This is a genomic window from Limnohabitans simekii (SeqCode) (assembly GCF_965234735.1).
In the GTDB taxonomy this organism is placed as follows: Bacteria; Pseudomonadota; Gammaproteobacteria; order Burkholderiales; family Burkholderiaceae_C; genus Limnohabitans; species Limnohabitans simekii.
Window position 1 is genome coordinate 483753 of record NZ_OZ248540.1, and the last position, 21844, is coordinate 505596.

General features: G+C 57.4%; 19 protein-coding genes. 7 read left to right on the forward strand and 12 right to left on the reverse strand.

What is annotated here, in order from left to right; genetic code table 11:
* Window positions 1-3 precede the first annotated feature (3 nt).
* Window positions 4-627, reverse strand: a complete 624-nt coding sequence (locus tag AC8GFP_RS02495) for a TIGR00645 family protein (protein ID WP_506609901.1) — start codon at window positions 625-627, stop codon at window positions 4-6.
* A 180-nt stretch (window positions 628-807) separates the two neighbouring features.
* Between AC8GFP_RS02495 and acs the strand changes: the two genes are divergently transcribed.
* Window positions 808-2787: an acetate--CoA ligase gene (acs, locus tag AC8GFP_RS02500; RefSeq protein WP_506609902.1), complete on the forward strand. Its 1980-nt coding sequence runs from the start codon at window positions 808-810 to the stop codon at window positions 2785-2787.
* Window positions 2788-3244: 457 nt separating this feature from the next.
* On the opposite strand, the gene AC8GFP_RS02505 is transcribed toward acs, so the two are convergent.
* The 8 genes from AC8GFP_RS02505 to AC8GFP_RS02540 form a co-directional block, all read right to left on the reverse strand.
* Window positions 3245-3550, reverse strand: coding sequence for a c-type cytochrome (locus AC8GFP_RS02505; protein ID WP_506609904.1), 306 nt, complete (start codon window positions 3548-3550; stop codon window positions 3245-3247).
* A gap of 78 nt (window positions 3551-3628) precedes the next feature.
* Window positions 3629-5323 (reverse strand): dihydroxy-acid dehydratase, encoded by a 1695-nt coding sequence (gene ilvD, locus AC8GFP_RS02510; RefSeq protein WP_506609906.1) that lies wholly within the window; start codon window positions 5321-5323, stop codon window positions 3629-3631.
* Window positions 5324-5483: 160 nt separating this feature from the next.
* On the reverse strand, window positions 5484-8519 hold the full coding sequence (locus AC8GFP_RS02515; protein WP_506609908.1) for a fimbria/pilus outer membrane usher protein: 3036 nt from the start codon (window positions 8517-8519) through the stop codon (window positions 5484-5486).
* Between the two features lie 21 nt (window positions 8520-8540).
* Window positions 8541-9326, reverse strand: a complete 786-nt coding sequence (locus tag AC8GFP_RS02520; RefSeq protein WP_506609910.1) for a fimbrial biogenesis chaperone — start codon at window positions 9324-9326, stop codon at window positions 8541-8543.
* A 64-nt stretch (window positions 9327-9390) separates the two neighbouring features.
* Entirely contained in the window at window positions 9391-9699 is a 309-nt protein-coding gene (locus tag AC8GFP_RS02525) for a hypothetical protein (protein WP_506609912.1), read from the reverse strand.
* 269 nt (window positions 9700-9968) lie between these two features.
* Window positions 9969-10631 (reverse strand): fimbrial protein, encoded by a 663-nt coding sequence (locus AC8GFP_RS02530; protein WP_506609914.1) that lies wholly within the window; start codon window positions 10629-10631, stop codon window positions 9969-9971.
* Window positions 10632-10645: 14 nt separating this feature from the next.
* The gene (locus tag AC8GFP_RS02535) at window positions 10646-11164 is read right to left on the reverse strand and encodes a hypothetical protein (protein WP_506609916.1); all 519 of its coding nucleotides are present in this window, start codon (window positions 11162-11164) and stop codon (window positions 10646-10648) included.
* A gap of 189 nt (window positions 11165-11353) precedes the next feature.
* Window positions 11354-11995: a hypothetical protein gene (locus AC8GFP_RS02540; protein WP_506609918.1), complete on the reverse strand. Its 642-nt coding sequence runs from the start codon at window positions 11993-11995 to the stop codon at window positions 11354-11356.
* Between the two features lie 266 nt (window positions 11996-12261).
* Between AC8GFP_RS02540 and lgt the strand changes: the two genes are divergently transcribed.
* On the forward strand, window positions 12262-13062 hold the full coding sequence (lgt, locus tag AC8GFP_RS02545) for a prolipoprotein diacylglyceryl transferase (protein WP_506610527.1): 801 nt from the start codon (window positions 12262-12264) through the stop codon (window positions 13060-13062).
* Here lgt and AC8GFP_RS02550 read toward each other — a convergent pair.
* Together AC8GFP_RS02550 and AC8GFP_RS02555 are read right to left on the reverse strand one after the other, a co-directional pair.
* Window positions 13059-13493, reverse strand: a complete 435-nt coding sequence (locus AC8GFP_RS02550) for a DUF2442 domain-containing protein (protein WP_506609920.1) — start codon at window positions 13491-13493, stop codon at window positions 13059-13061. The two genes, lgt and AC8GFP_RS02550, sit on opposite strands and share 4 nt — an antisense overlap.
* Complete coding sequence (locus AC8GFP_RS02555; protein WP_506609922.1) at window positions 13486-13719, reverse strand: DUF4160 domain-containing protein; 234 nt, start codon at window positions 13717-13719, stop codon at window positions 13486-13488. The genes AC8GFP_RS02550 and AC8GFP_RS02555 overlap by 8 nt, the downstream gene beginning before the upstream one ends.
* Before the next feature lie 335 nt (window positions 13720-14054).
* Here AC8GFP_RS02555 and AC8GFP_RS02560 point away from each other — a divergent pair, with 335 nt between their 5' ends.
* Window positions 14055-15647 (forward strand): malonate--CoA ligase, encoded by a 1593-nt coding sequence (locus tag AC8GFP_RS02560; RefSeq protein WP_506609924.1) that lies wholly within the window; start codon window positions 14055-14057, stop codon window positions 15645-15647.
* On the opposite strand, the gene mltB is transcribed toward AC8GFP_RS02560, so the two are convergent.
* The gene (gene mltB / locus AC8GFP_RS02565; RefSeq protein WP_506609926.1) at window positions 15590-16816 is read right to left on the reverse strand and encodes a lytic murein transglycosylase B; all 1227 of its coding nucleotides are present in this window, start codon (window positions 16814-16816) and stop codon (window positions 15590-15592) included. The genes AC8GFP_RS02560 and mltB overlap by 58 nt on opposite strands.
* A 58-nt stretch (window positions 16817-16874) precedes the next feature.
* Between mltB and AC8GFP_RS02570 the strand changes: the two genes are divergently transcribed.
* The 4 genes from AC8GFP_RS02570 to AC8GFP_RS02585 all read left to right on the forward strand — a co-directional run bounded on the left by AC8GFP_RS02570 (window position 16875) and on the right by AC8GFP_RS02585 (window position 21820).
* The gene (locus AC8GFP_RS02570) at window positions 16875-18131 is read left to right on the forward strand and encodes a mechanosensitive ion channel family protein (RefSeq protein ID WP_506609928.1); all 1257 of its coding nucleotides are present in this window, start codon (window positions 16875-16877) and stop codon (window positions 18129-18131) included.
* Between the two features lie 139 nt (window positions 18132-18270).
* A complete protein-coding gene (locus AC8GFP_RS02575; RefSeq protein WP_506609930.1) occupies window positions 18271-19020 on the forward strand; it encodes an electron transfer flavoprotein subunit beta/FixA family protein in 750 nt (249 codons plus the stop codon).
* A gap of 24 nt (window positions 19021-19044) precedes the next feature.
* Window positions 19045-19977: an electron transfer flavoprotein subunit alpha/FixB family protein gene (locus tag AC8GFP_RS02580; protein WP_506609932.1), complete on the forward strand. Its 933-nt coding sequence runs from the start codon at window positions 19045-19047 to the stop codon at window positions 19975-19977.
* Between the two features lie 55 nt (window positions 19978-20032).
* A complete protein-coding gene (locus AC8GFP_RS02585) occupies window positions 20033-21820 on the forward strand; it encodes an acyl-CoA dehydrogenase (protein WP_506609934.1) in 1788 nt (595 codons plus the stop codon).
* Window positions 21821-21844 lie beyond the last annotated feature (24 nt).

A 21844-nucleotide genomic window follows, 5' to 3' on the forward strand; every position in this document is an offset into this window, starting at 1 on the left:
AAATCAGTGGTGCGCATTGGCTTCGTTGCCAATCACACGGGTTTGGTTCAGCAGTTTGTCGGTGTAGGCGATGGCAATCGCGCTCAGCAAAAAGGCGATGTGGATGACGGTTTGCCAAATCAACACTTTCTCGTCGTAGTTGGCCGCGTTGATGAAGGTTTTCAGCAAGTGGATGGACGAGATGCCGATGATGGCCATGGCCAATTTCACTTTGAGCACCGAGGCGTTCACATGGCTGAGCCATTCGGGTTGGTCGGGATGCTGCTCCAAGTACATGCGCGACACAAAGGTTTCGTAGCCGCCCACGATCACCATGATGAGCAAATTGGAGATCATCACCACATCAATCAGCCCCAGGATGACCAACATGATGATGGCCTCGGTCAGCTTGGTCGGTACCGCTTCCGATTTGTAGCCAATGCTGGTGACCAAGGCTTGCAAAGCTTCTTGGTTGCCAAACACCGCTTCCAGCAAGTGCACCAGCTCGACCCAAAAATGGAAGACGTAAACGCATTGGGCCGCGATCAAGCCCAGATACAAAGGCAATTGCAGCCAACGCGTGGCGAAAATCATGCGCGACAAGGTGTTGGGTTGGTCTGCGGGTGTGGAAGAGGGGTCTTTTTGCATCTGAGCTCCATGGTGCGGGGGCCATGCGCCCGCTAGCCGTGATTCTAGGGAAAGCCTGCACAGGGCTAGATCTGGCGCCAACGTAAGCTTCATGCCAGTCAGTAGGGTGTAAGAGCGATGCACGACATTCACCGCCAATCGAGAGTCGCACAAGCGGCCAGACCCATCAGGAGACAAACCATGAGCCAGCAGCACCACCACGAATTGCCCATCATCCAGCCCCCCGCCGAGTTTGTGAAACAAGCCAACGTGGCTGGCATGGCGGCCTACCAGGCGCTCATCAAACACGCGGATGAAGACTACGAAGGTTTTTGGGCCACGCAAGCGCGTCGCTTGTTGCACTGGCAACAACCCTTCACCAAAACCTTGGATGCATCCAAAGCACCGTTCTTCACCTGGTTTGAAGATGGCTTGCTCAACGCGTCTTACAACTGCCTGGACCGCAACATTGAGCGCGGCTTGGGCGACAAAACCGCCATCATTTTTGAAGCCGATGACGGCAAAGTCACCAGCACCAGTTATGCCGAGTTGTTGGCCAAAACCTGCCAATACGCCAATGTGTTGACGTCTTTGGGCATCACCAAGGGCGACCGCGTCATCATCTACATCTCGATGTCAGTCGACGGTGTGGCCGCCATGCAAGCCTGTGCTCGCATCGGTGCCACGCACTCGGTGGTGTTCGGTGGTTTCTCGGCGCAAAGCCTGCGGGACCGCATTCAAGACACGGGCGCCAAAATCGTCATCACCGCCGACAACCAAATGCGCGGCGGCAAACAACTGCCCTTGAAATCCATCGTCGATGAAGCCCTGGCTTTGGGCGGCTGCGACAGCATTCAAAACGTCTTGGTGGTCAAGCGCTCGGGCGCGGACATCGCCATGACCGCGGGCCGCGACCTGTGGTTGGCCGACTTGGCCGCCCAACAAGCCACCACCTGCGAGCCAGTGTGGGTGGGTGCCGAGCACCCCTTGTTCCTCTTGTACACCTCCGGCTCCACCGGCAAACCCAAAGGTGTGCAGCACAGCACCGGTGGCTACCTGATGCATGCCGCGCTCACCACCGAGTGGACCTTCGACTTGAAACACGACGATGTGTTTTGGTGCACGGCCGACATCGGTTGGGTCACCGGCCACACTTACATCGCTTATGGACCCTTGGCTTTGGGCGGTACCCAAGTGGTGTTTGAAGGTGTGCCCACCTACCCCGATGCCGGTCGTTTTTGGAAAATGATCCAAGACCACAAGGTCAGCATTTTTTACACCGCACCCACCGCGATTCGCTCGCTCATCAAAGCCGCTGAAGGCAGTGCCGATGTGCACCCCGACCGCTACAACCTGAACAGCTTGCGCTTGCTCGGTTCGGTGGGTGAACCCATCAACCCCGCAGCGTGGGAGTGGTACCACAAGCACGTGGGCGGCAGCCGTTGCCCCATCGTCGATACCTTCTGGCAAACCGAAACCGGCGGCCACATGATCACGCCATTGCCGGGTGTCACACCCATGGTGCCGGGCTCTTGTACGCTGCCGTTCCCCGGCATTCATGCCGCCATCGTGGACGAAGCGGGCAACGACATGCCGCATGGTGAAGGCGGCATCTTGGTGGTGAAAAAACCATGGCCGTCCATGATCCGCACCATTTGGGGCGACCCCGAGCGCTTCGTGAAAAGCTATTACCCCGAAGAGTTCAAAGGCAAGTACTACTTGGCTGGCGATGGCGCCATTCGTGACGCGAAAACAGGCTACTTCACCATCACCGGTCGCATTGACGATGTGTTGAACGTGTCGGGTCACCGCATGGGCACGATGGAAATTGAATCGGCCTTGGTGAGTTGCACCGAGCTGGTGGCTGAAGCCGCCGTGGTGGGCCGCCCCGACGACACCACGGGTGAAGCGATTTGCGCCTTCGTGGTGTTGAAGCGTTCACGCCCCACGGGTGACGAAGCCAAGCAGATTGCCAAAATTTTGCGCGACCATGTGGGCAAAGAAATCGGCCCCATCGCCAAGCCCAAGGACATTCGTTTTGGTGACAATTTGCCCAAGACGCGTTCGGGCAAGATCATGCGGCGCTTGTTGCGCTCGGTGGCCAAGGGCGAGGCTATTACGCAGGACACATCCACCCTTGAGAATCCAGCCATCCTCGAGCAGCTGGCTGACAACCACTAATTGGGGTCAGATTCCAATTAATTCACGTCAGGCCGAACATGGTGGGTCGGCCCGTGTAGCGAACGTCGCAGCTCTGCTGCGGTGAGCGGCGGACGATCCCGCCATGGTCGGTCTTTCGCGTGTCTTTCAAGCGCATCTGAAATAAGTCACGCTGGAGCCCCCGCCATGGGGACTCATTTTTCTGGTCTTTCGCTCAAAAAATGGTCCCCATGCCGTGCGGCTCTGAAGTGATGTTTCAGCGCAAGGTGGAGCGGGCTGCGAAAAATTGCTTTAAGAAACAGGGTCGACCATCATTAAGAAATAGGGTCAACCAATACACCCACTCCAGCTTGACTGACGTGCTGGGTCAAAGGTGTAGCGAACGTTGCAGCTCCGCTGCGGTGAGCGGCGTTTGAGCCCAGCGCGGCGGGCAAGCAAGCGTGAATTAATTGGAATCTGACCCCAATTGTTCAATTGTTTATTTCAAGCTGAGAATCCAGACCGCCAATTTCTTGGCCTCAGCCTCACTGACTTGCGGATTGGCAGGCATGGGCACCGCACCCCAAACACCGCCGCCGCCTTCGCGGATCTTGACGGCCAAAGCTGCTGCCGCCTCTTTGTCGCCAGCATATTTTTTCGCCACATCTTTGAGCGACGGGCCAACCACCGTTGTACCCACCGCATGGCATGCCAAGCAGTTTTTGGTTCCAGCTAGTTTTTGGTCGGCCAATGCCGCACCAGTGAAAACAAAGGATGCCAATACGGTTGTCAATACAGATTTCATGTTCAGGTCTTTCATCAATTAAAAAAGTGCTGCACCTTTGCAAGTGCGGCATTCAGTCCACTAAGTTGCACAGAGGGCTCAGAACAAGTCCAGCACCGCGCCTTTGCTGGCGCTGGACGCGTTGTGGGCAAACTTGGCTTGCACACCACGCACATAACGCGGCTCGGGGGCTTTCCAAGCAGCGCGGCGTTTGGCGATTTCGTCATCCGCCACGTTGAGTTGCAACACCAATTGGTGCGCATCAATGGTGATGCTGTCACCTTCATGGATCAGCGCGATGGTGCCACCCACAGCCGCTTCGGGCGCGACGTGGCCGACCACCATGCCCCAGGTCCCACCCGAGAAACGCCCGTCGGTGATGAGGCCCACGCTTTCGCCCAAACCCGCACCAATCAAGGCACTGGTGGGAGCCAACATTTCGGGCATGCCGGGGCCGCCTTTGGGGCCGAGGTAACGCAACACCATCACATCACCGGCTTTGATCTTGCCGTCCAACACAGCTTTCAAAGCAGACTGTTCATCGTCAAACACGCGAGCGGGCCCGGTGATGACCGGGTTTTTCAAGCCGGTGATCTTGGCCACGCAACCTTCAGGTGACAAGTTGCCTTTCAAAATGGCCAAGTGGCCTTCTGCATACATCGGCTTGTTGATCGGGCGAATCACTTGTTGGTCGGCGCGGGGTTCGTTGGGCACATCGGCCAGGTTTTCCGCCACGGTTTTGCCGGTGATGGTCATGCAGTCGCCGTGCAACAAACCGGCGTTCAACAACAGCTTCATCACTTGGGGAATGCCACCGGCTTTGTGCAGGTCTACAGCCAGGTATTGACCGCTGGGTTTCAAGTCGCAGATGACCGGGATTTTTTTGCGCATACGCTCAAAGTCGTCAATGGTCCAGTCCACTTCGGCGGTGTGGGCGATGGCCAAGAAGTGCAGCACCGCGTTGGTGGAGCCGCCCGTGGCCATGATGACGGCCACCGCGTTTTCGATGGCTTTTTTCGTCACGATGTCACGCGGCTTCAAATCTTTTTTGATGGCTTCAATCAACACCTTGGCTGCGGCCTTGGCCGAGTTTTGGGTTTCATCGTGCGGGTTGGCCATGGTGGACGAGTAGGGCAGGGACATGCCCAGTGCTTCAAACGACGACGACATGGTGTTGGCGGTGTACATGCCGCCACAAGAGCCGGTGCCAGGCACAGCGCGTTTTTCAATTTCCAACAAATCGCCGTCGCTCAGGTTGCCTGCGGCGTTTTGCCCCACGGCTTCAAACACGCTGACGATGTTCAGGTCTTTGCCTTTGAAGCTGCCGGGCAAGATGGTGCCGCCGTACACATAGATGGCGGGCACATTGGCACGGAGCATGCCCATCATGCCGCCGGGCATGTTTTTGTCGCAACCACCAACCACCAAGACGCCGTCCATCCACTGACCACCAACGCAGGTTTCGATGCAATCTGAAATCACTTCGCGGCTGACCAAGGAATATTTCATACCTTCGGTGCCCATGGACATGCCGTCCGAGATGGTGGGCGTGCCAAAAATTTGCGCGTTGCCACCCGCTTCTTCAATACCGGCCACCGCCGCGTCAGCGAGTTTTTGCAAACCGCTGTTGCATGGCGTGATGGTGGAGTGACCGTTGGCCACGCCCACCATGGGTTTCACAAAGTCGCTTTGCTCGTAACCCATGGCGTAGTACATGGAGCGGTTGGGCGCGCGGGATTTGCCCTCGGTGATGTGGGCCGAGCGGCGGTTGATTTTGATCGGGGTGGTGGCCATGGCAAAACGTCCTGTCACATGAAAAACAAGAGTTTAGCTTTGACTGACAAGCCCTTGATGTCCGCAGTCCTCATGGAGACAGTTCCGACAACGCGTGAAACGTCTGCGCTGAAACGCTGCTTGTTTCGATCACCGTCCCAAGCCCGACTCGCTTGTGCTGTCAGGGCTTGAGTACAGGCGGACTGCCGGTTTGGTTCATCGCCTCTTTGATGGCCTCGGGCTTGAAGCACATCAGCTTGACGCGTGAAAACTCGCGGTCGCCGCTTTTGGCTTTTTCAAGTTTGTAGGCCGCTTCGCATTGCTCTTTGGGGCCATCGCCCCAGACCACTTTCAACACACCTTGATCGGCTTGCAAGCGTACCAAGGCGCGGTTGCTTTGCCCCAAGGTGGCGAGTTCGTTGCCGTCTTTGTCCATCACGCTGGCCCCAATGGGAATGCGTTCGCCATCGGGCAGGCTGAAGGTGAAGGCCACAGGACGCCCCGCAGTCGATTTGTATTTCAGCTTGACGATGGATCCCTCCACCGGAGCCACTTTTTGTGTGGCGTTGTCAATTTCCAAACCGAGGGGGGCGGTTTCCAAGCTGATTTGCACATCGTTCAGGTAGTAGGGCGACAAAAACGGCACCACGCCATAACCAAAACGATTCACCTGCGCGGAGCTGCCCAACACGCCAGCGCCTTGGCCATTGGGCACTTCCACGATGCCGAAGGTGTCGCTCAGGGTGGGCGCCAAGGTCAGGCCACCGCTGTGACCGACCAAGCCACCGCTCAGGCTCAGGCCGGTTTGTTGGCTGCCGCTGCTGCCCGCGCTGTAACTCGCACCCACCGTACCGTAGGGATGCTGGTAACTGGCGAAGGCACCGGCCGAGTTCTCGCCATTGGTGCTCGAGGTGGTCAAGCCGTAGTTGAATTTGTCGAACAACTCGCCGCTGGCGCCACTGTTGAAGGACAAGCTTCTTGTGACGGGGCTGCCCGTGGTTTGATCGGCCCCGGCCCGCAAACTGCCGTTCCAACTGCCCAGGTTCAAGGGCACTGTGGCCGACAGACTCAAAGCGTCTACGTGCGGCCGGTCATCGCTGAAGACAGTGCGCCCCAAGCTGGCAAACAGACCAACACGGTCCAAGGAGACCCCATAGCCAAGTTGGATTTGTTTGGTGGACACAGCATCGCCCCAGCTGGTTTGGTCCACCAGCCCCAAGCTCAGGCTGCCAAAGCGGTCCAGACCCAAAGCCAAACTGACGAAGTTGCTGCGCTTGAAGGTGTCAAAAACCAATTGGGATGTGGTGTCGGTGTTGCCTAAACCCGAGGTGGGTGTGGTGTAGAACTCGCTCTGGTAATTCGACCCGGCAAACACACTCAGGTTGCGCCAACTCGGAGCTGCATAGTTCACGCCATAGGCCCGGCCTTTTTTGTTGGTGTCGCTGGTGAACAAGTGCGAGAACAAGGTGTTGAAACTCACACCACCCCAGGCACCGGTGAAGCTGGTTTGCAAGCCCAGGTTGCGGTAGTTGGGACCGGCTAAAAAATCGACGGTGGGTGTGATGAGGCTGTTCAAGCCATAGCGCACATAGGCTTGCACCACCTGTGTGTTCTGCGTGTTGTTGAAATTGCGGTAAAGGCCGGTCGCCACGCTGTACCGGTAAGAGCCGGGGTTGAGTTGGCCAATGCTGATGCTGAAAGGCACGACAAAGCGCTGCTCGCTGCCATCAGCCTCGGACACCACCACTTGGAAATTGCCCACGCTGGAAATCGGGTTCAGCTCGGCCAACTCGAACGGCCCTGGCGGCACATTTTGCTCGAGGATGACCGCATTGTTTTGCAACACCCGCACACGTGCATTGGTGCGGGCCACGCCGCGCACCACCGGTAAGAATTCACGCTCACCCTCAGGGTAGAGCGCTTCTTCAGACGACACCCGCACGCCGCGCAACGGCACGCCGCCCACCACCGGGCTGTCGGTGCTGGTGTCGCCAATCACCAGGTTGGCTTTTTGATCGATCAAGGGGCGCTTGAGCACCGTCTCGTCAACCCGGTATTGGTTTTGGCCCAACTCGTTTTGCGACACGCTGCTGCCTTGCCTGAACTGCCAGCCACCGAGATTGACACCCGAGTTCAACGCCAGGAAGTTGGCGCTCACGGCATCGCTGCGGAAGTTGTTGAAGTTGTAGTTCACAAAAGCGGCGTTGTCACCACGCGTGAGCAACTCTTTGGGCACGGTTTGGCGCGAAGACCGCGTGAGAAAGGCTTGCGGAATTTGGATGTCATAGCGCAATTCGCCGCTGTCGAAGCGGTCGCTGGACGAGGCCACCCAGTCGCTGATGAACAAGCACTGGTTGTTGGGCGCAGGGGCCAACAAGGGCGCAGGCGCAGGCACTGTGTCAGGGGCGGTGCTGGGTGTGCTTCGCGCGTTTAAAACGCTGTTGCTGCTGGCCTTGGTTTTGACAACAGACACCGGCTGCAAGCTTTGCAAGCCCTTGGTGCTGATGAAATTGGTTTTGACGCCCAGCATGTTGAACAACATGGGGGTGATGCAAGCCCGCACCTCGCCGCCAGGGCTGGCTTCAATCAAGCGCAACTGTGTTTTGGTGATGAAGTCGTTGTTGCGAAACACCTCCACGTCATAGCTGCCAGGGCGCACGGTGCCGAGTTTTTTGATGTCGGCTGCGCTCAGGTTGCGAAAGGATTTGCCGCGTAAAAAATCTCCATCAAACTCGATCTCGTTCTCGTTGATGGGTGTGGCTTCCACCAAGGGCACGCGCCTGGACAAGGGCGCCAAAGCCATCAACTCAAAGCGTTGGTTGAACAAGGTGACTTTTTCTTGCGAGCGCAGGGGCAGGTCGGCTTTCTCGGTTTCCAAGTCATTGGTGATGAGTTTGACCTTCACAACTTGCTGGTTGTTCAAGGGGTAGATGGTGCCAAGCTGAAACTCGCCCTCGGGCAGGCGCTGCTCGAAAAACACCAGGTCGTTTTGCAACAGTTGCAAACGTTGTTGCGGTCCGGCCAAGCCTTGCACCATCAACACCAACTCGGCGGGTGAACGCTTGGAGGCCATGGCTTTCACCTCAACCCGCGAAATGGGCTCGGGTGTCAGGCTGTCGGCGGCCTGCACCGCGCCCCAAGAGGCCAACACCAAGAGCGTCAAGAGACTTGGCTTGACGCTGCAACGCCAAGCCTGTTTGTCAGAAGAATGTGTCATGGTGAAAGCCTTGAGCGCGAATCAGTTGGTGAGGACGATGGGCAGTTCTTTGGTGGTGGCGCCGCCATAGTCGTTCACATACTCGACACGCAGGGTTTTTTGCGTGACCCGGCTCATGTTGTCGGTACCGGTGAGCGGGAACGAAGCCTTGTCTTTGGGGTTGACCATGCCGCCATCGGCCACCACGTCGTACTTGCCACCGGTGCCCAGGCTGATGCTGAACATGGAGATGTGAAACGGGCTGGGGTTGCTGGCCTCGGCCATCCAGCCTTTCTCGCCTTTCACCACTTTCCAGCTGACCCGGTCCATCCATTCCATCGGGTCGCCTTTCAAGGCTTTGGGGCGGTAGAACATCTTGATGCGGGTGCGCACCGCAAAGCTCAGGCGGGTATCCTCATTGGATTTGGGCGGTACCTCCAGCATGTTGAACCAGAACACGCTTTCTCTGTCGGCGGGCAAGGGATCGCCGCCGGTGAGAACCAAGCGCACCACCTGGCTGCTGTCAGCCTTCAAACGCGCAATCGGCGGCGTCAAGCTGAACGGTGTGGAGATCTCTTCGGGAGAGGAATTGGCGTTGCCGTCATCCAGCCACATCTGCACAAACGAGGGTGTGGTCTTGGACGAATTGGTGATCTTGAAAGACACATCACGCCGCGCCTCGGGGTAAATGATGCGGGTGGTCTCGATGACCGTGTCCGCTTGCGCGGGCTTGTGCAGCAGCCAGCCGGAGCTGGCCAAGACCAAGCTCAAAAGCGCTTGGTTGAAAAATGGGCGCGACGTGGCGCGGTGAAAAACATTGAAAAGCATTTTTTTCTTCTCGGTGGTTGAACATCTTGTTGAACCCGAGAAGCCAAAAATGCTGGCAGCTGACTCAGTGGTAGGTGAGGATCACCATTTTTTTCACTTTGTCGGCATTCGCGCCAGTGGCCACAGCCACTTCTCGGACCTTGGCAACAGTCAAGTTGGTGGCCTGGGAGGTGCGCACAGCCTGACCGCAGTCCTGGCCGTTGATCGCGCTTTTCCCAGCCGACAGGGCTGTTGACAGCGCTTGTGCATTGCAACTGGGAGCCATGACATGGCCTTGGATCACCAAGACCGCGTCGCGGGCCTGTGCTGTGGACAGTGTCAACAGCAGGGCCAGCAGGCCGGTGGCGCGTTGGATGCTTGTGTTTGTTTTCATGGTTCAACCCCTTGAATGGTTCATCAGGTGTCCAGCACACCTGCATGAATGGGATTGAATCGAAACAACACCGAAGCCGCAAAAGCCTCTTTAGCATTCAGCGCGAACGCCAGTCGTCATACAAAAGCGGGTGAATTCATCTCCTTGGTTTGGTTTTTGTAAACGCTTTGAAATACTTTCAACACTTGCTCAGATTTGCTTGTTTGGAGGCAAAAAAAGCCGCTTTCGCGGGGCAGCTGTTGTTTCCATGTTCAAAACGCGCGGATTCATCAATGGACTTTCATCAGAAAAGGCAGTTGCACTTGCACCTGCCCAGGGGTCACCGCCGCACCCGAGGTGGTGGCAGTGCGTTGATTCGGGTTTTGCCTTGTCACGGCACGGGCAGCCACATAGCGTGCGCCCAGCATCAAGGTGCTGCTGTCGCGCCACATGGCCGGGGTCAGCTTGAACGGTTGGCGCAAATCCAGGGGTGTGAACAAACCGGTGGCATCGAAGAAACCCAACTGCACATACACGTTGCTGGCGGGGTTTTCGCGGGCGGTGTTGCGCAGCAAACCGGTGTTGGGGGCCACGGCGGCGAAGGCTTGGTCAAACACCAAGGTGGCGTTTTGACGCAAAGGCTTCAGACACGCTGCGTTGGCCTCGTTGCGCATGTCGATCTCCACTGGGGTGACCGGGCCGAAGTTGCTGTCGCTCAAAGTGTTGGCGCTTAAGGGGGGCAAATTCACCACCAACAGGTTGCTGCTGTCGCTGGACAAACCAGCTGGCAAACAGGTGGGGATCGTGACATTCGCTTTCAACGAACCCAAATTCTCTAAAGGCTTGGTTTGCAACTGGGCGGTTGACCCGGTTGCAAAACCCAAAATCAAAAGCCCCATGACGCCACAACGAACCATTCTGGTGGTGACAGACAAGCGCGGTAAGGAGTGCATGGGGGCCAACTTGATCAGTTGTAAGTCACGGTCAGCGGTAACAGGAAGTTGTATCTGCCTGCGGTGGCTGCTGTGTTGGTAGTGTGTATGAACTGGGCTTTGATGACCCCTATTGGAGAGCTCTTGGCACCAGCTGCCAGGGTAAGTGGAATTTGGCTAATTTTCGAGTAATCAAATTCATTGCCGCCCGCGTTCGTAATCACCACCCCTGCATTCGTACCACCTGTGACCGCATTTTTCAGATATGTTTTGTTGGCGACCGAGGAGATTTGACTGGCTGACAAAGTGGTCTTGACTTGCCAAAACGTAGAGTTGATCGCACAGGGTTGGCTCAAGTTGCTGGGGTTTTTAAATGTGAAATAAATATTCTTGGGAGTACCAAAAGTTGCACCAACAACGCTTGAAGGGTTGGTGCCGGTCAAGTTGCCCAAATTCACTGCTTTGTACGAGGTTTTGCTTCCATTGGCGCTATCGCGGGTGTCGCCAATCACGAGAGCGCAGGTGGTGGTGGCAATCGCCGCTTTGACGGTCAAGGTGCCTGTGTCGGCATGGGCGGACAGAGTGGGCAAGCACGCAGCGCCCAAGGCACAAACCAGCGTTGTGGCTTGTGAGATTTTCGAAATGTGTTTCATGCTGAAGATTCCTTTGCTTTAACTTGGATGAAAAGCATCATGGCTTTAGCCCATGCTTTTTCAGTGATTTGGATGTGATCGCTGGGCCCGTCACTTGTAGACAACCAACAAGGGGATGGTCGCGACAAATGGACCTACGCTGGCTGCAGTGGTGCCGGAGTAAGCAAGTTGCGCTTGCAAGGTGATGTTTTGATTCAACCGGCGATCGGTTTTTGACACCGTGGTGCCCGTGTATCCCATGGTCTCTTTGAGGGTGAGCATGCTGGGTGTGGTAGTGCTCGTCGTGACATCACTCAAAGCCAACCATGCGTCGGTTCCTTTGCCTTGGTTTTTCGCGAAGGTTCCGCCCGTAGTCGTATAGGCCACGCTGTCAGGGGCAAAACCCAGGACCACATTCCATCTGGCGTTGTCAGTGGCCGCCCTGCAGGGTGTTGTTTCGCCTGATCTGGCGCTCAAAGTGAACACCACTTTCTTGGCGGTGCCAAAGGTTTTGCCAGGGCCAAAACCGTTGGTTCCACTTTTGATGTTGCCCAAATCCAGGGTTTTGCTTGTTCTGGCGCGATCGCCATCGGCACTTTCCGCCATGTAGAGCACACAAGTGGTTGGACTGATTTGGCCGGTGATTTCAACCAGGGCCTTGTCATTGTCAGCGTAGGCTGGAGCCGACAGCGCGAGGAACGAGCCGCTGGCCACAGCCAGGGCTGTTTTGCTGAGAGAGAACGATTTTTTCATCGTGAGATCCTTTGAGAACTGGGTTGAATAAAACAGATGTGTTCGCTTTTTTATGGAGGGCGATTCACAATCTGAGATCTATGGTAAGTAATATTTTGTTATTTGTATCTTAAATACCTACAAATTTGCCGCTAAACGTTTAATAAATGCCACACAATCGCGGTATTTTTCAATTTTAAAGTTACTTTTTTAGTTATTTTGTTGGTTTGGGCCGGTGCCCGTGGCTGTTCAACCAGCCGTCATGGCCCATGCTTTACAGTGCCCCCATGCTGATTCATCCTCAAATCGATCCCGTGGCTCTCTCGCTGGGGCCTGTGTCCATCCACTGGTATGGCCTCACCTACTTGGCGGCGTTCATGCTGTTTTTGTTCTTGGCGCACCGCCGGTTGCGCCAGCCGCCGTTTGCCGCCTTGGCGCAACAAGGCATGTGGGGTGCGAAAGACATCGACGACCTGATGACCTACGGCGTGCTGGGTGTGGTGCTGGGCGGGCGCATCGGCTACTGCTTGTTTTACAAACCCGGCTATTACGCTGCGCACCCGCTGGAAGTGCTGTACTTGTGGCAAGGCGGCATGAGCTTTCACGGCGGCATGCTGGGCGTGATTGGCGCCTTGGCCTTGTACGGCTGGCAGCGCGGCAAACCCTGGCTGCAAGTGACCGACTTTGTGGCGCCGTGCGTGCCCACTGGTTTGGCGGCGGGGCGCGTGGGCAACTTCATCAATGGCGAACTCTGGGGCCGCGCCGCCGACCCCAGCCTGCCGTGGGCGATGGTGTTCCCGCAAAGCGGCAGCGCGTTGGCGCGGCATCCCTCGCAGGTCTATCAGTTTTTGCTGGAAGGCCTGCTGTTGTTCGCGCTGCTGTGGTGGCAGGGCGGGCGGGCGCATCGGCACACCGGTTTCATCTCCGGCTTGTTTTTGATCGGCTATGGATTGACGCGTTTCATCGCCGAGTATTTCCGCGAGCCCGATGCGCACCTGGGCTTGCTGGCGCTGGGCCTGAGCATGGGGCAGTGGCTGTGTGTGCCCATGGTCGTCGTTGGCCTGTTCTTGGTGCGCCGCCGAGGCTAACAATTGGAATCGAACCGCTTCTTTGGCCGCCCACCCTTGGCACCATTGGCGCGTGCTGCCAAGGCTTTTGCCTCGGACTTGACGCTGCCCGCGCGGGCAGCATGCGCACGACGCCAAGCGCGGCTGCCAAACACGCCTTCAAGCAAGCCTTGAACAGACAAATCCGCGTCCAGCTGCGGCCAATGCAAGCCCTTACCCAGCGGCGACAGCACCACCTCTGCCCATTGCAAAGGCGAGCCTTCCTGCAATCCTTGCGCGAGCTGAGGGGGAAATGAAAACGCTGCGCCGTTGCTCATGGTCACGACGATGTGCTGGCTGGTTTCGTCGTAGCCCGCGGACACGGCATGCACGGCATCATGGACAGGGTGGGTCAGGCTGGGCGCAGCCGCCAGTTGATGCGCTAGCCAATTTGCTTTGGTTTGTTCAGTCATGCAATCTGCCCCACATTTGTGTCAATTCACGCAGGTGCCGCCAAACCGCGTCCAGGCCTTCTGCCAACTCGGCGGTTTTGGGCTTGCCAAGCACCGCCACCAACTCTGGTGGCTCCTTCAAGCGCACTTTCAGCTCCCAACCTGGGCCCATCACATGGACGTGCGGTGGGCCATGGTCATTCGGGTAGATGACCAAACGAAGTGCATTGACGCGGATGGCAGCCATCATAACCAATCATGTTGGGTTTATGTTGATGTTCGATGGCCATTCTGGGCTGGGGCGAGCCGAAAGTGGTTAAGTTCGACGGCCTGTTTAAAGGGGGTCGAAATAACCTGATTTGAGGGGGTGGTCAGCATGGGCGGTTCTTGCAGCCCTTTTTATGATACATAAATTCAAAGTTTTGCCGTTTTTTTGTATCACGATTCACGGTTTAATCGCGTTCAGATTCCAATTGTTTTTCTTCAAAGCCCCACGGCCTGGGGACCATTTTTTGAATGAATTGGAATCTGACCCCAATTTCTCAAAACAAGGCTTTTTGAGCGTGCTGTGAAAATGACTTCATGAACGCCAACCTCTACCTCACACTGCGCCAAGGCTTTCCCGCGAACTTGGATGCCATCGCCATCGAAACCGACCAAGGCCTGCGCTACAGCTGGCGCGACATCGAGCGCGGCAGCGCCATGCTGGCCAATTGGCTTGACAGTTTGGACCTGCCCACCGGCTCGCGCATCGCCGCGCACATCGACAAATCGGTGGAAGCCATGCTGCTCTACCTGGCCACGCTGCGCAGTGGCCACGTGTTTTTGCCCCTGAACCCGGCCTACCAAAGCGCCGAGCTGAGTTACTTCATTGGCAATGCCGAGCCCGCCGTGGTGGTCTGCACACCAGCCAATTTCGGCTGGGTCAGCAAGCTGGCGTTTCAACAAGGCACGCGCTATGTGGTGACCCTTGACGACCAACGCGGCGGCAGCCTGCTGCAACGCGCCGCGCACCACAGCGATCAGCACACGCCCATGGCGCGTCGCCCTGACGACCTGGCGGCGATTTTGTACACCAGCGGCACCACCGGGCGCAGCAAGGGCGCGATGCTCAGCCACGCCAACCTGGCCAGCAACGCGCTCATGTTGAAAGACTATTGGGGCTGGTTGCCCGGCGACGTGCTGCTGCACGCCTTGCCCATTTTTCACGTGCACGGCCTGTTCATCGCCATCCACGCTGCGCTCTTGAACGGCAGCACCATGCTGTGGCACAGCAAGTTCGAGCCGCAGCGGGTGCTGGCTGACCTGCCCCGCGCCACGGTGTTCATGGGCGTGCCGACTTTTTACACCCGCTTGTTGGCGCAGCCCGGCTTGAACGCCCAGCTGTGCAGCGGCATGCGCTTGTTCATCTCCGGCTCGGCGCCGATGTTGGTGGACACTTTCTCGCAATGGCAAGTACGCACTGGCCACACCGTGCTCGAGCGCTACGGCATGAGTGAGACCCTGATGCTCACCTCCAATCCGTATGCCGCCGACGAGCGCTTTCAGGGGCAGTCGCAGCGCGTGGGCGGCAGCGTCGGTTTCCCGCTGCCAGGCGTCACGCTGCGCATCGCCAATGCGCAAGGGCAGGCGTTGGCGCTGCACGAGGTCGGCAGCATCCAAGTGAAAGGCCCGAACGTGTTTGGCGGCTACTGGCGCATGCCCGAGAAAACCGCGCAAGAGTTCACCGCGGATGGTTTTTTCATCACCGGCGACATGGGCACGCTGGACGAGCGCGGCTATGTCCGAATCGTCGGGCGCGACAAGGACTTGATCATCAGCGGCGGGTTGAATGTCTATCCGGCTGAGATTGAAGACGCTTTGAACCAACTGCCCGGCGTGTTGGAAAGCGCCGTGGTCGGCATGCCGCACCCTGACTTTGGCGAGGTGGGCTGCGCGTTTGTGTTGGCCAAGCCCGGGGCGGTGCTGGACCCCGCCGCTTTGTTGTTGGCTTTGAAAGGGCAGTTGGCGGGCTTCAAAGTGCCCAAGGTGTGCAAGTTGCTCGATGAGTTGCCGCGCAATGCCATGGGGAAAGTGCAGAAGAACGTGTTGCGCCAACAATTGGAATCTGACCCCAATTACTGTGCCAAAGCCTTCTCGATGGCCTCACCCAATTCAATGACGGCCAAGGCGTAATAGCTGCTGCGGTTGTAGCGGGTGACCACGAAGAAGTTTTCGGTGCCCGCCACATAGGAGGGCGCATCGGTGCCGTTGAACAATTCCACCAAGGCCAAAGGCCCCTCGAAGGCACGACCCGCTTCGTCCAAAGTCACTTGCTGCGAAGCCAAATGCGCCGCTGTCCACGAAGGCACGATGTCCGGCGCGAGCAAGGCGTCAAGGGCTGTGCCCTGCGCCTGCATGTCCACCTCGAAATGCGTGGGCATGCCGGTTTGCCAGCCATAAGCCTGAAAGTAATTGGCTATCGAGCCAATCGCATCCGTGCTGCTCTTGGCCAAATCAATGCGGCCATCGTTGTCAAAGTCCACCGCAAACTTGGCGATGCTCGAGGGCATGAACTGCGGCCAACCGATGGCCCCGGCATAACTGCCCAGTTGGTTTTTCAGCACCGGGTTTTTCAAACGCTGTTGCAAGAAGGTCCCCAACTCATTTTTGAAAAACGCCTCGCGCTCTGAGGCTTGTTTGTGTTCTTTGGGAAAGGCCAAGCTGAGCGTGGCCAAGGCGTCCACCACTTTGAACTGCCCTTGGTGCTGTCCGAAATAGGTTTCCACCCCCAAGATACCAACGATGTAATGCGCGGGCACACCATAGGTTTTTTCAGCGCGTTGCAACTCGGCCTCATGCTGGCGCCAAAACTGCACACCAGCGTCGATGCGTCGCGGCTCGATGAACCGCGAACGGTAGGCCGCCCAATTTTTGGCGGTGGGCGCGGCGGCAGGCAGGATCATTTGCTGCACTTGCGGCAGCAACCGTGCTTTGGAAATCTGCTGCTGCACCCAAGCCACGGGCATGTCGTGCTGCTTGGCCAATTCGCGGCCCAAGGCTTTCACCGCTGCTGTGTTGCCAAAGGCTTTGCCAAGCCGCACCTTGGCAGCTTTGCTGCGTTGACCAGGCTTGGAGGCTTTCTTGGCTTTGTCCGTGTTTTTGACGGTCGACTTTGAAGCAACTGCATTGGAAGAAGTGCTTTTTGCAAGCTTGGCATCCTTGCCCACAGGTGCTGTCGCAGCGTCCTTGGCTGCGCCATCTGTTTTCAAGTGGGGCGTGGTGTGTTGCGCCCATGCAGGGATCACAGAAACAACAAGAAACAGGAGAAGGGCAGCGCGGCGTGGCCAAACAAAGATGTGCATGGCGGGCAAGTGTAGCGAAGCCCCGTTGCACAATACACGCACTCTTCAGCCAACCACCATGAACCCACTCTCAGAATTGCTTTCAACCTGGACCCAAGAAGCGCTGTCCTCCAGCGTCTTGAATGAACTCGGCTGGCTGCTGTTGGCCTTGGCCTTGGCCTGGCTGATCGTCAAGCAACTCAGCCGCTATGCCGCGCCTGCCTCCGTTTTGTTTGGCCGCCAATTGGTCGATGGCTTGTTGTTCCCTGCGGTGGCGCTGGGCTTGGTGTACATCGGTCAGATTGTTTTGAGCAAGCACCAAAGCCTGATGCTGCTCAAATTCGCGGTGCCGGTGTTGTTGTCGCTGGTGCTGATCCGCTTGTGTGCGCGGGTGCTCACAGCGGTGTTCCCGCAATCGCCGTTGGCGGTTCTCACCGAGCGGCTCATCTCTTGGTTGGCCTGGTTGGTGGCCGTGTTGTGGATCACCGATTTGCTGCCCTTGGTGGCGCAAGAAATGGCGCAAATCCATTTCAATTTCGGCAAGACCCGCATCGATTTGCGTTCCTTGGTGGAAGGTTTGTTGTCGTCTGGTTTGGTCTTGGTGTTGGCGCTGTGGTTGTCAGCCACCATCGAGCAACGCGTGTTGGCGCAAACCATGAGCGATTTGTCGATGCGCAAAATCGCATCGAACGTGTTGCGCGCCGTGTTGCTCTTGATCGGTTTGTTGTTGGCCTTGTCGGCCGTCGGCGTGGACCTGACCGCGCTCTCGGTGTTGGGTGGCGCTCTGGGTGTCGGCTTGGGCTTGGGGTTGCAAAAACTCGCGGCCAATTACGTCAGTGGTTTCGTGGTTTTGGTGGAACGCTCGGTGCGCATTGGAGATGTGATTCGTGTCGATGGCATGGAGGGCACGGTCACCGACATCAAAACCCGTTACACCTTGCTGCGTGACGCCAATGGGCGCGAAACCATCATCCCCAACGACATGCTGATCACCCAACGCGTAGACAATTTCTCGCTCACGCAAAGCGCGGTGGCGCTGCAATGCCCCTTTACCGTGGCGCTCGACAGCGACCCCGCGCAGGTGCAGCAACTTTTGTGCATGGCCGCGGCCAGTGTGCCCAAGGTCTTGCCAGAACATGCGCCGCAGGCGTTTTTCAGCAGCTTTGGCCAAGACGGCTTGGTGTTCAACCTGCATTGTTGGGTGGCCGACCCGCAACAGGGCAAGCTGCAGGTGCTGTCCGAGGTGAACGCGGCGGTGTGGGCGGCTTTGCGCCAAGCGGGGGTCGAGCTGCCGCCGTCCAAACCCGTCTTGCTTCAAGCGCCGCCGTCACCCTGACAAGCCGAATCGGCTTAAAAAAGCACGACCGTTCGAATTTGCACCCGGATTCGTCTAGAATGACGTAACGTCAACTAGAAGCCGCCTGCAGGCGGTTTGTTTTTTGGCATTCAAAGACATCAAATTCCTGGAGAAACCCATGAAGGCACTGGTCGCCGTCAAGCGCGTGGTGGATTACAACGTCAAAGTTCGGGTCAAGTCAGACCAAACCGGCGTGGACATCGCCAACGTCAAAATGAGCATGAACCCCTTTGACGAAATCGCTGTGGAAGAAGCGGTTCGCTTGAAAGAAAAAGGCATCTTGAGCGAAGTGATCGTGGTCTCGTGTGGCGTCACACAGTGCCAAGAAACTCTGCGCACCGCCATGGCCATCGGTGCGGATCGCGGCATCTTGGTGGAAACCACCGAAGAATTGCAACCCTTGGCCGTGGCCAAGTTGCTCAAAGCCTTGGCCGACAAAGAACAACCGGGCTTGGTGATTTTGGGCAAGCAAGCGATTGACGACGATTGCAACCAAACCGGCCAAATGCTGGCCGCGCTGGCCGATTGGCCGCAAGCCACCTTCGCTTCGAAAGTAGAGATGGCCGATGGCCACGCCCTCATCACCCGCGAGGTGGATGGTGGTTTGGAAACCTTGAAGCTCAGCTTGCCAGCGGTGGTGACCACCGATTTGCGCTTGAACGAACCGCGCTACGTGACCCTGCCCAACATCATGAAGGCGAAGAAAAAACAACTCGACATCTTCAAGCCCGAAGACCTCGGTGTGGACATCAAGCCGCGCATCAAAACACTGAAAGTGAGCGAGCCGCCCAAGCGCAGTGCAGGCATCAAAGTCGCCGATGTCGCTGCCTTGGTGGACAAGTTGAAAAACGAAGCCAAAGTCATCTGAACGATACAGACACAGGAACACACCATGACTTCACTTGTTATTGCTGAACACGACAACCACAGCATCAAACCCGCCACCTTGAACACCGTCACTGCCGCGCTGGCTTGTGGTGGCGAGGTGCATGTGTTGGTGGCAGGCAAAGACGCCGCTGCCGCTGCCCAAGCCGCCGCTCAAATTGCAGGCGTTGCCAAAGTGCTGCACGCCGATGCCGATGGTTTTGCCCACGGCTTGGCCGAGCAGATGGCCGCGCAAGTGCTGGCGCTGTCGGCCCACTATTCACACATTTTGTTTGCCGCCACCGCCAGTGGCAAAAACATCGCGCCCCGCGTCGCTGCCAAGCTTGATGTGGCGCAAGTGAGTGACATCACCAAGGTGGATTCGCCCGATACGTTTGAGCGCCCCATTTATGCAGGCAACGCGATTGCCACCGTGCAAGCCACCGATGCCATCAAAGTCATCACCGTGCGCACCACCGGTTTTGATGCGGCTGCGGCCAGTGGCGGCAGTGCCGTTGTGGAAAGCGTGAACGCGGCCAACGCGGGTGCGCAAAGCCAGTTCATGGGCAGCGAGATCGCCAAGAACGACCGCCCCGAACTCACCGCCGCCAAAGTCATTGTGTCTGGCGGCCGTGCTTTGGGCAGCGCTGAAAAATTCAATGAGGTCATCACGCCCTTGGCCGACAAGCTGGGTGCGGCCATGGGGGCCAGCCGCGCAGCGGTGGACGCAGGCTATGCGCCCAACGATTGGCAAGTGGGCCAGACCGGCAAAATTGTGGCGCCGCAGTTGTATGTGGCCTGTGGCATCAGCGGTGCCATTCAACACTTGGCCGGGATGAAGGACAGCAAGGTCATCGTCGCCATCAACAAAGACCCGGAAGCACCGATTTTCAGCGTCGCCGACTATGGCCTGGAAGCCGATTTGTTTGTGGCCGTCCCCGAGTTGGTTGCTGCCCTGTAAGTACTTTTGAAAGGCACCCACGCGGTGCCTTTTTCTCATCTGTTTGGAGAATGTTGTGAGCTACACCGCCCCCGTGAAAGACATGTTGTTCAACATGCAGCACTTGGCTGCTTTGGATGAAATCGCCCAAATTCCTGGCTTTGAAGAAGCTGGGATGGAAACCGCCCAAGCCGTGTTGGAAGAATGTGCGCGTTTCAACCAAGACGTGGTGGCACCGCTGAACTGGGAAGGCGACAAGCATCCTTCATCCTGGAAAGCCGGTGTGGTGACCACCACGCCTGGTTTCAAACAAGCCTACAAACAATACGCCGAAGGCGGTTGGCAAGGTTTGCAACACCCCGCCGACTTTGGCGGCCAAGGCTTGCCCAAAACCATTGGCGCGGCTTGCATTGAAATGCTGAATGCGGCCAACATGAGTTTTGCCTTGTGTCCACTGCTGACCGATGGGGCCATCGAAGCATTGCTGACGGCGGGCTCGGATGAACTCAAAGCCACTTACCTTGAAAAATTGGTGAGCGGTGAATGGACCGGCACGATGAACCTGACCGAGCCGCAAGCCGGTTCGGATTTGTCGATGGTGCGGTCCCGCGCCGAGCCGCAAGCGGATGGCACCTACAAAGTGTTTGGCACCAAGATTTACATCACCTACGGTGAGCACGACATGGCCGACAACATCGTGCATTTGGTGTTGGCCCGTGTCACCGGTGCGCCCGAAGGCGTCAAGGGCATCAGCTTGTTTGTCGTGCCCAAATTCATGGTGAACAAAGACGGTTCATTGGGGGTTCGCAACGATGTGCATTGCGTCAGCATCGAACACAAAATGGGCATCAAAGCCAGCCCCACAGCGGTACTGCAATACGGCGACCATGGCGGTGCCGTGGGCTTTCTGGTGGGCCAAGAAAACCGTGGTTTGGAATACATGTTCATCATGATGAACGCGGCCCGCTATGCGGTGGGCGTGCAAGGCATTTCGGTGGCCGACCGGTCCTATCAAAAGGCCACGCAATACGCACGTGACCGTGTGCAAAGCCGCCCCGTGGACGGCAGCATCAAGGCCGCTGCACCCATCATTCACCACCCCGATGTGCGCCGCATGCTGATGACCATGCGGGCTTATACCGAAGGCTGCCGCGCCATGGCCACGGTGGCCGCTGCCGCCTATGACGCTGCGCACCACCACCCCGACGCCGACACCCGCCAACAAAACCACGCCGTGTATGAATTCATGGTGCCGCTGGTCAAGGGCTACAGCACCGAGATGAGTTTGGAAGTTACTTCGCTGGGTGTGCAAGTGCATGGCGGCATGGGCTTCATTGAAGAAACCGGTGCGGCGCAGTACTACCGCGACGCAAAAATCCTCACCATTTACGAAGGCACCACCGCAATTCAAGCCAACGATTTGGTGGGCCGCAAAACCGCGCGTGATGGCGGTCAAACACCCAAAGCCTTGGCCGCGCAAATGCAAACCACCGAAGCCGCGTTGCTCAAACTCGGCTCTGCCGATGCGCTGACCATCGCCAAGCGCTTGGCCGCAGGCCGTCAAGCCTTGTTGGATGTGGTGGACTTCATCGTGCAAGCATCTGCCTGCAACCCCAACGCAGCCTATGCGGGCAGCGTGCCCTACCTGATGTTGGCTGGCAATGTGATTGCCGGTTGGCAAATGGCCCGCAGCTTTTTGGCTGCCCATGCTTTGCTGGGCCAAGGCGACGACGCCTTCATGCAGGCCAAGATGACCACCGCGCGTTTCTACGCCGACCACATCCTCAGCAAAGCACCCGGTGTGCGCGACGGTATTGTGGATGGCGCGGACAGCGTGACCGCGATGGCCTTGGAGTCTTTTTAAACCATTCACGCTCTCGGGCGTTTT

Bases quoted from the DNA above. Each gene is read 5' to 3' on its own strand.
- AC8GFP_RS02580 (WP_506609932.1), top strand. From the start codon at position 19,045: ATGACTTCACTTGTTATTGCTGAACACGACAACCACAGCATCAAACCC.
- ilvD (WP_506609906.1), bottom strand. From the start codon at position 5,323: ATGGCCACCACCCCGATCAAAATCAACCGCCGCTCGGCCCACATCACC.
- lgt (WP_506610527.1), top strand. From the start codon at position 12,262: ATGCTGATTCATCCTCAAATCGATCCCGTGGCTCTCTCGCTGGGGCCT.
- AC8GFP_RS02505 (WP_506609904.1), bottom strand. From the start codon at position 3,550: ATGAAATCTGTATTGACAACCGTATTGGCATCCTTTGTTTTCACTGGT.
- AC8GFP_RS02515 (WP_506609908.1), bottom strand. From the start codon at position 8,519: ATGACACATTCTTCTGACAAACAGGCTTGGCGTTGCAGCGTCAAGCCA.
- AC8GFP_RS02555 (WP_506609922.1), bottom strand. From the start codon at position 13,719: ATGGCTGCCATCCGCGTCAATGCACTTCGTTTGGTCATCTACCCGAAT.
- AC8GFP_RS02520 (WP_506609910.1), bottom strand. From the start codon at position 9,326: ATGCTTTTCAATGTTTTTCACCGCGCCACGTCGCGCCCATTTTTCAAC.
- acs (WP_506609902.1), top strand. From the start codon at position 808: ATGAGCCAGCAGCACCACCACGAATTGCCCATCATCCAGCCCCCCGCC.
- AC8GFP_RS02525 (WP_506609912.1), bottom strand. From the start codon at position 9,699: ATGAAAACAAACACAAGCATCCAACGCGCCACCGGCCTGCTGGCCCTG.
- AC8GFP_RS02540 (WP_506609918.1), bottom strand. From the start codon at position 11,995: ATGAAAAAATCGTTCTCTCTCAGCAAAACAGCCCTGGCTGTGGCCAGC.
- AC8GFP_RS02560 (WP_506609924.1), top strand. From the start codon at position 14,055: ATGAACGCCAACCTCTACCTCACACTGCGCCAAGGCTTTCCCGCGAAC.
- AC8GFP_RS02530 (WP_506609914.1), bottom strand. From the start codon at position 10,631: ATGCACTCCTTACCGCGCTTGTCTGTCACCACCAGAATGGTTCGTTGT.
- AC8GFP_RS02550 (WP_506609920.1), bottom strand. From the start codon at position 13,493: ATGACTGAACAAACCAAAGCAAATTGGCTAGCGCATCAACTGGCGGCT.
- AC8GFP_RS02495 (WP_506609901.1), bottom strand. From the start codon at position 627: ATGCAAAAAGACCCCTCTTCCACACCCGCAGACCAACCCAACACCTTG.
- mltB (WP_506609926.1), bottom strand. From the start codon at position 16,816: ATGCACATCTTTGTTTGGCCACGCCGCGCTGCCCTTCTCCTGTTTCTT.
- AC8GFP_RS02575 (WP_506609930.1), top strand. From the start codon at position 18,271: ATGAAGGCACTGGTCGCCGTCAAGCGCGTGGTGGATTACAACGTCAAA.
- AC8GFP_RS02570 (WP_506609928.1), top strand. From the start codon at position 16,875: ATGAACCCACTCTCAGAATTGCTTTCAACCTGGACCCAAGAAGCGCTG.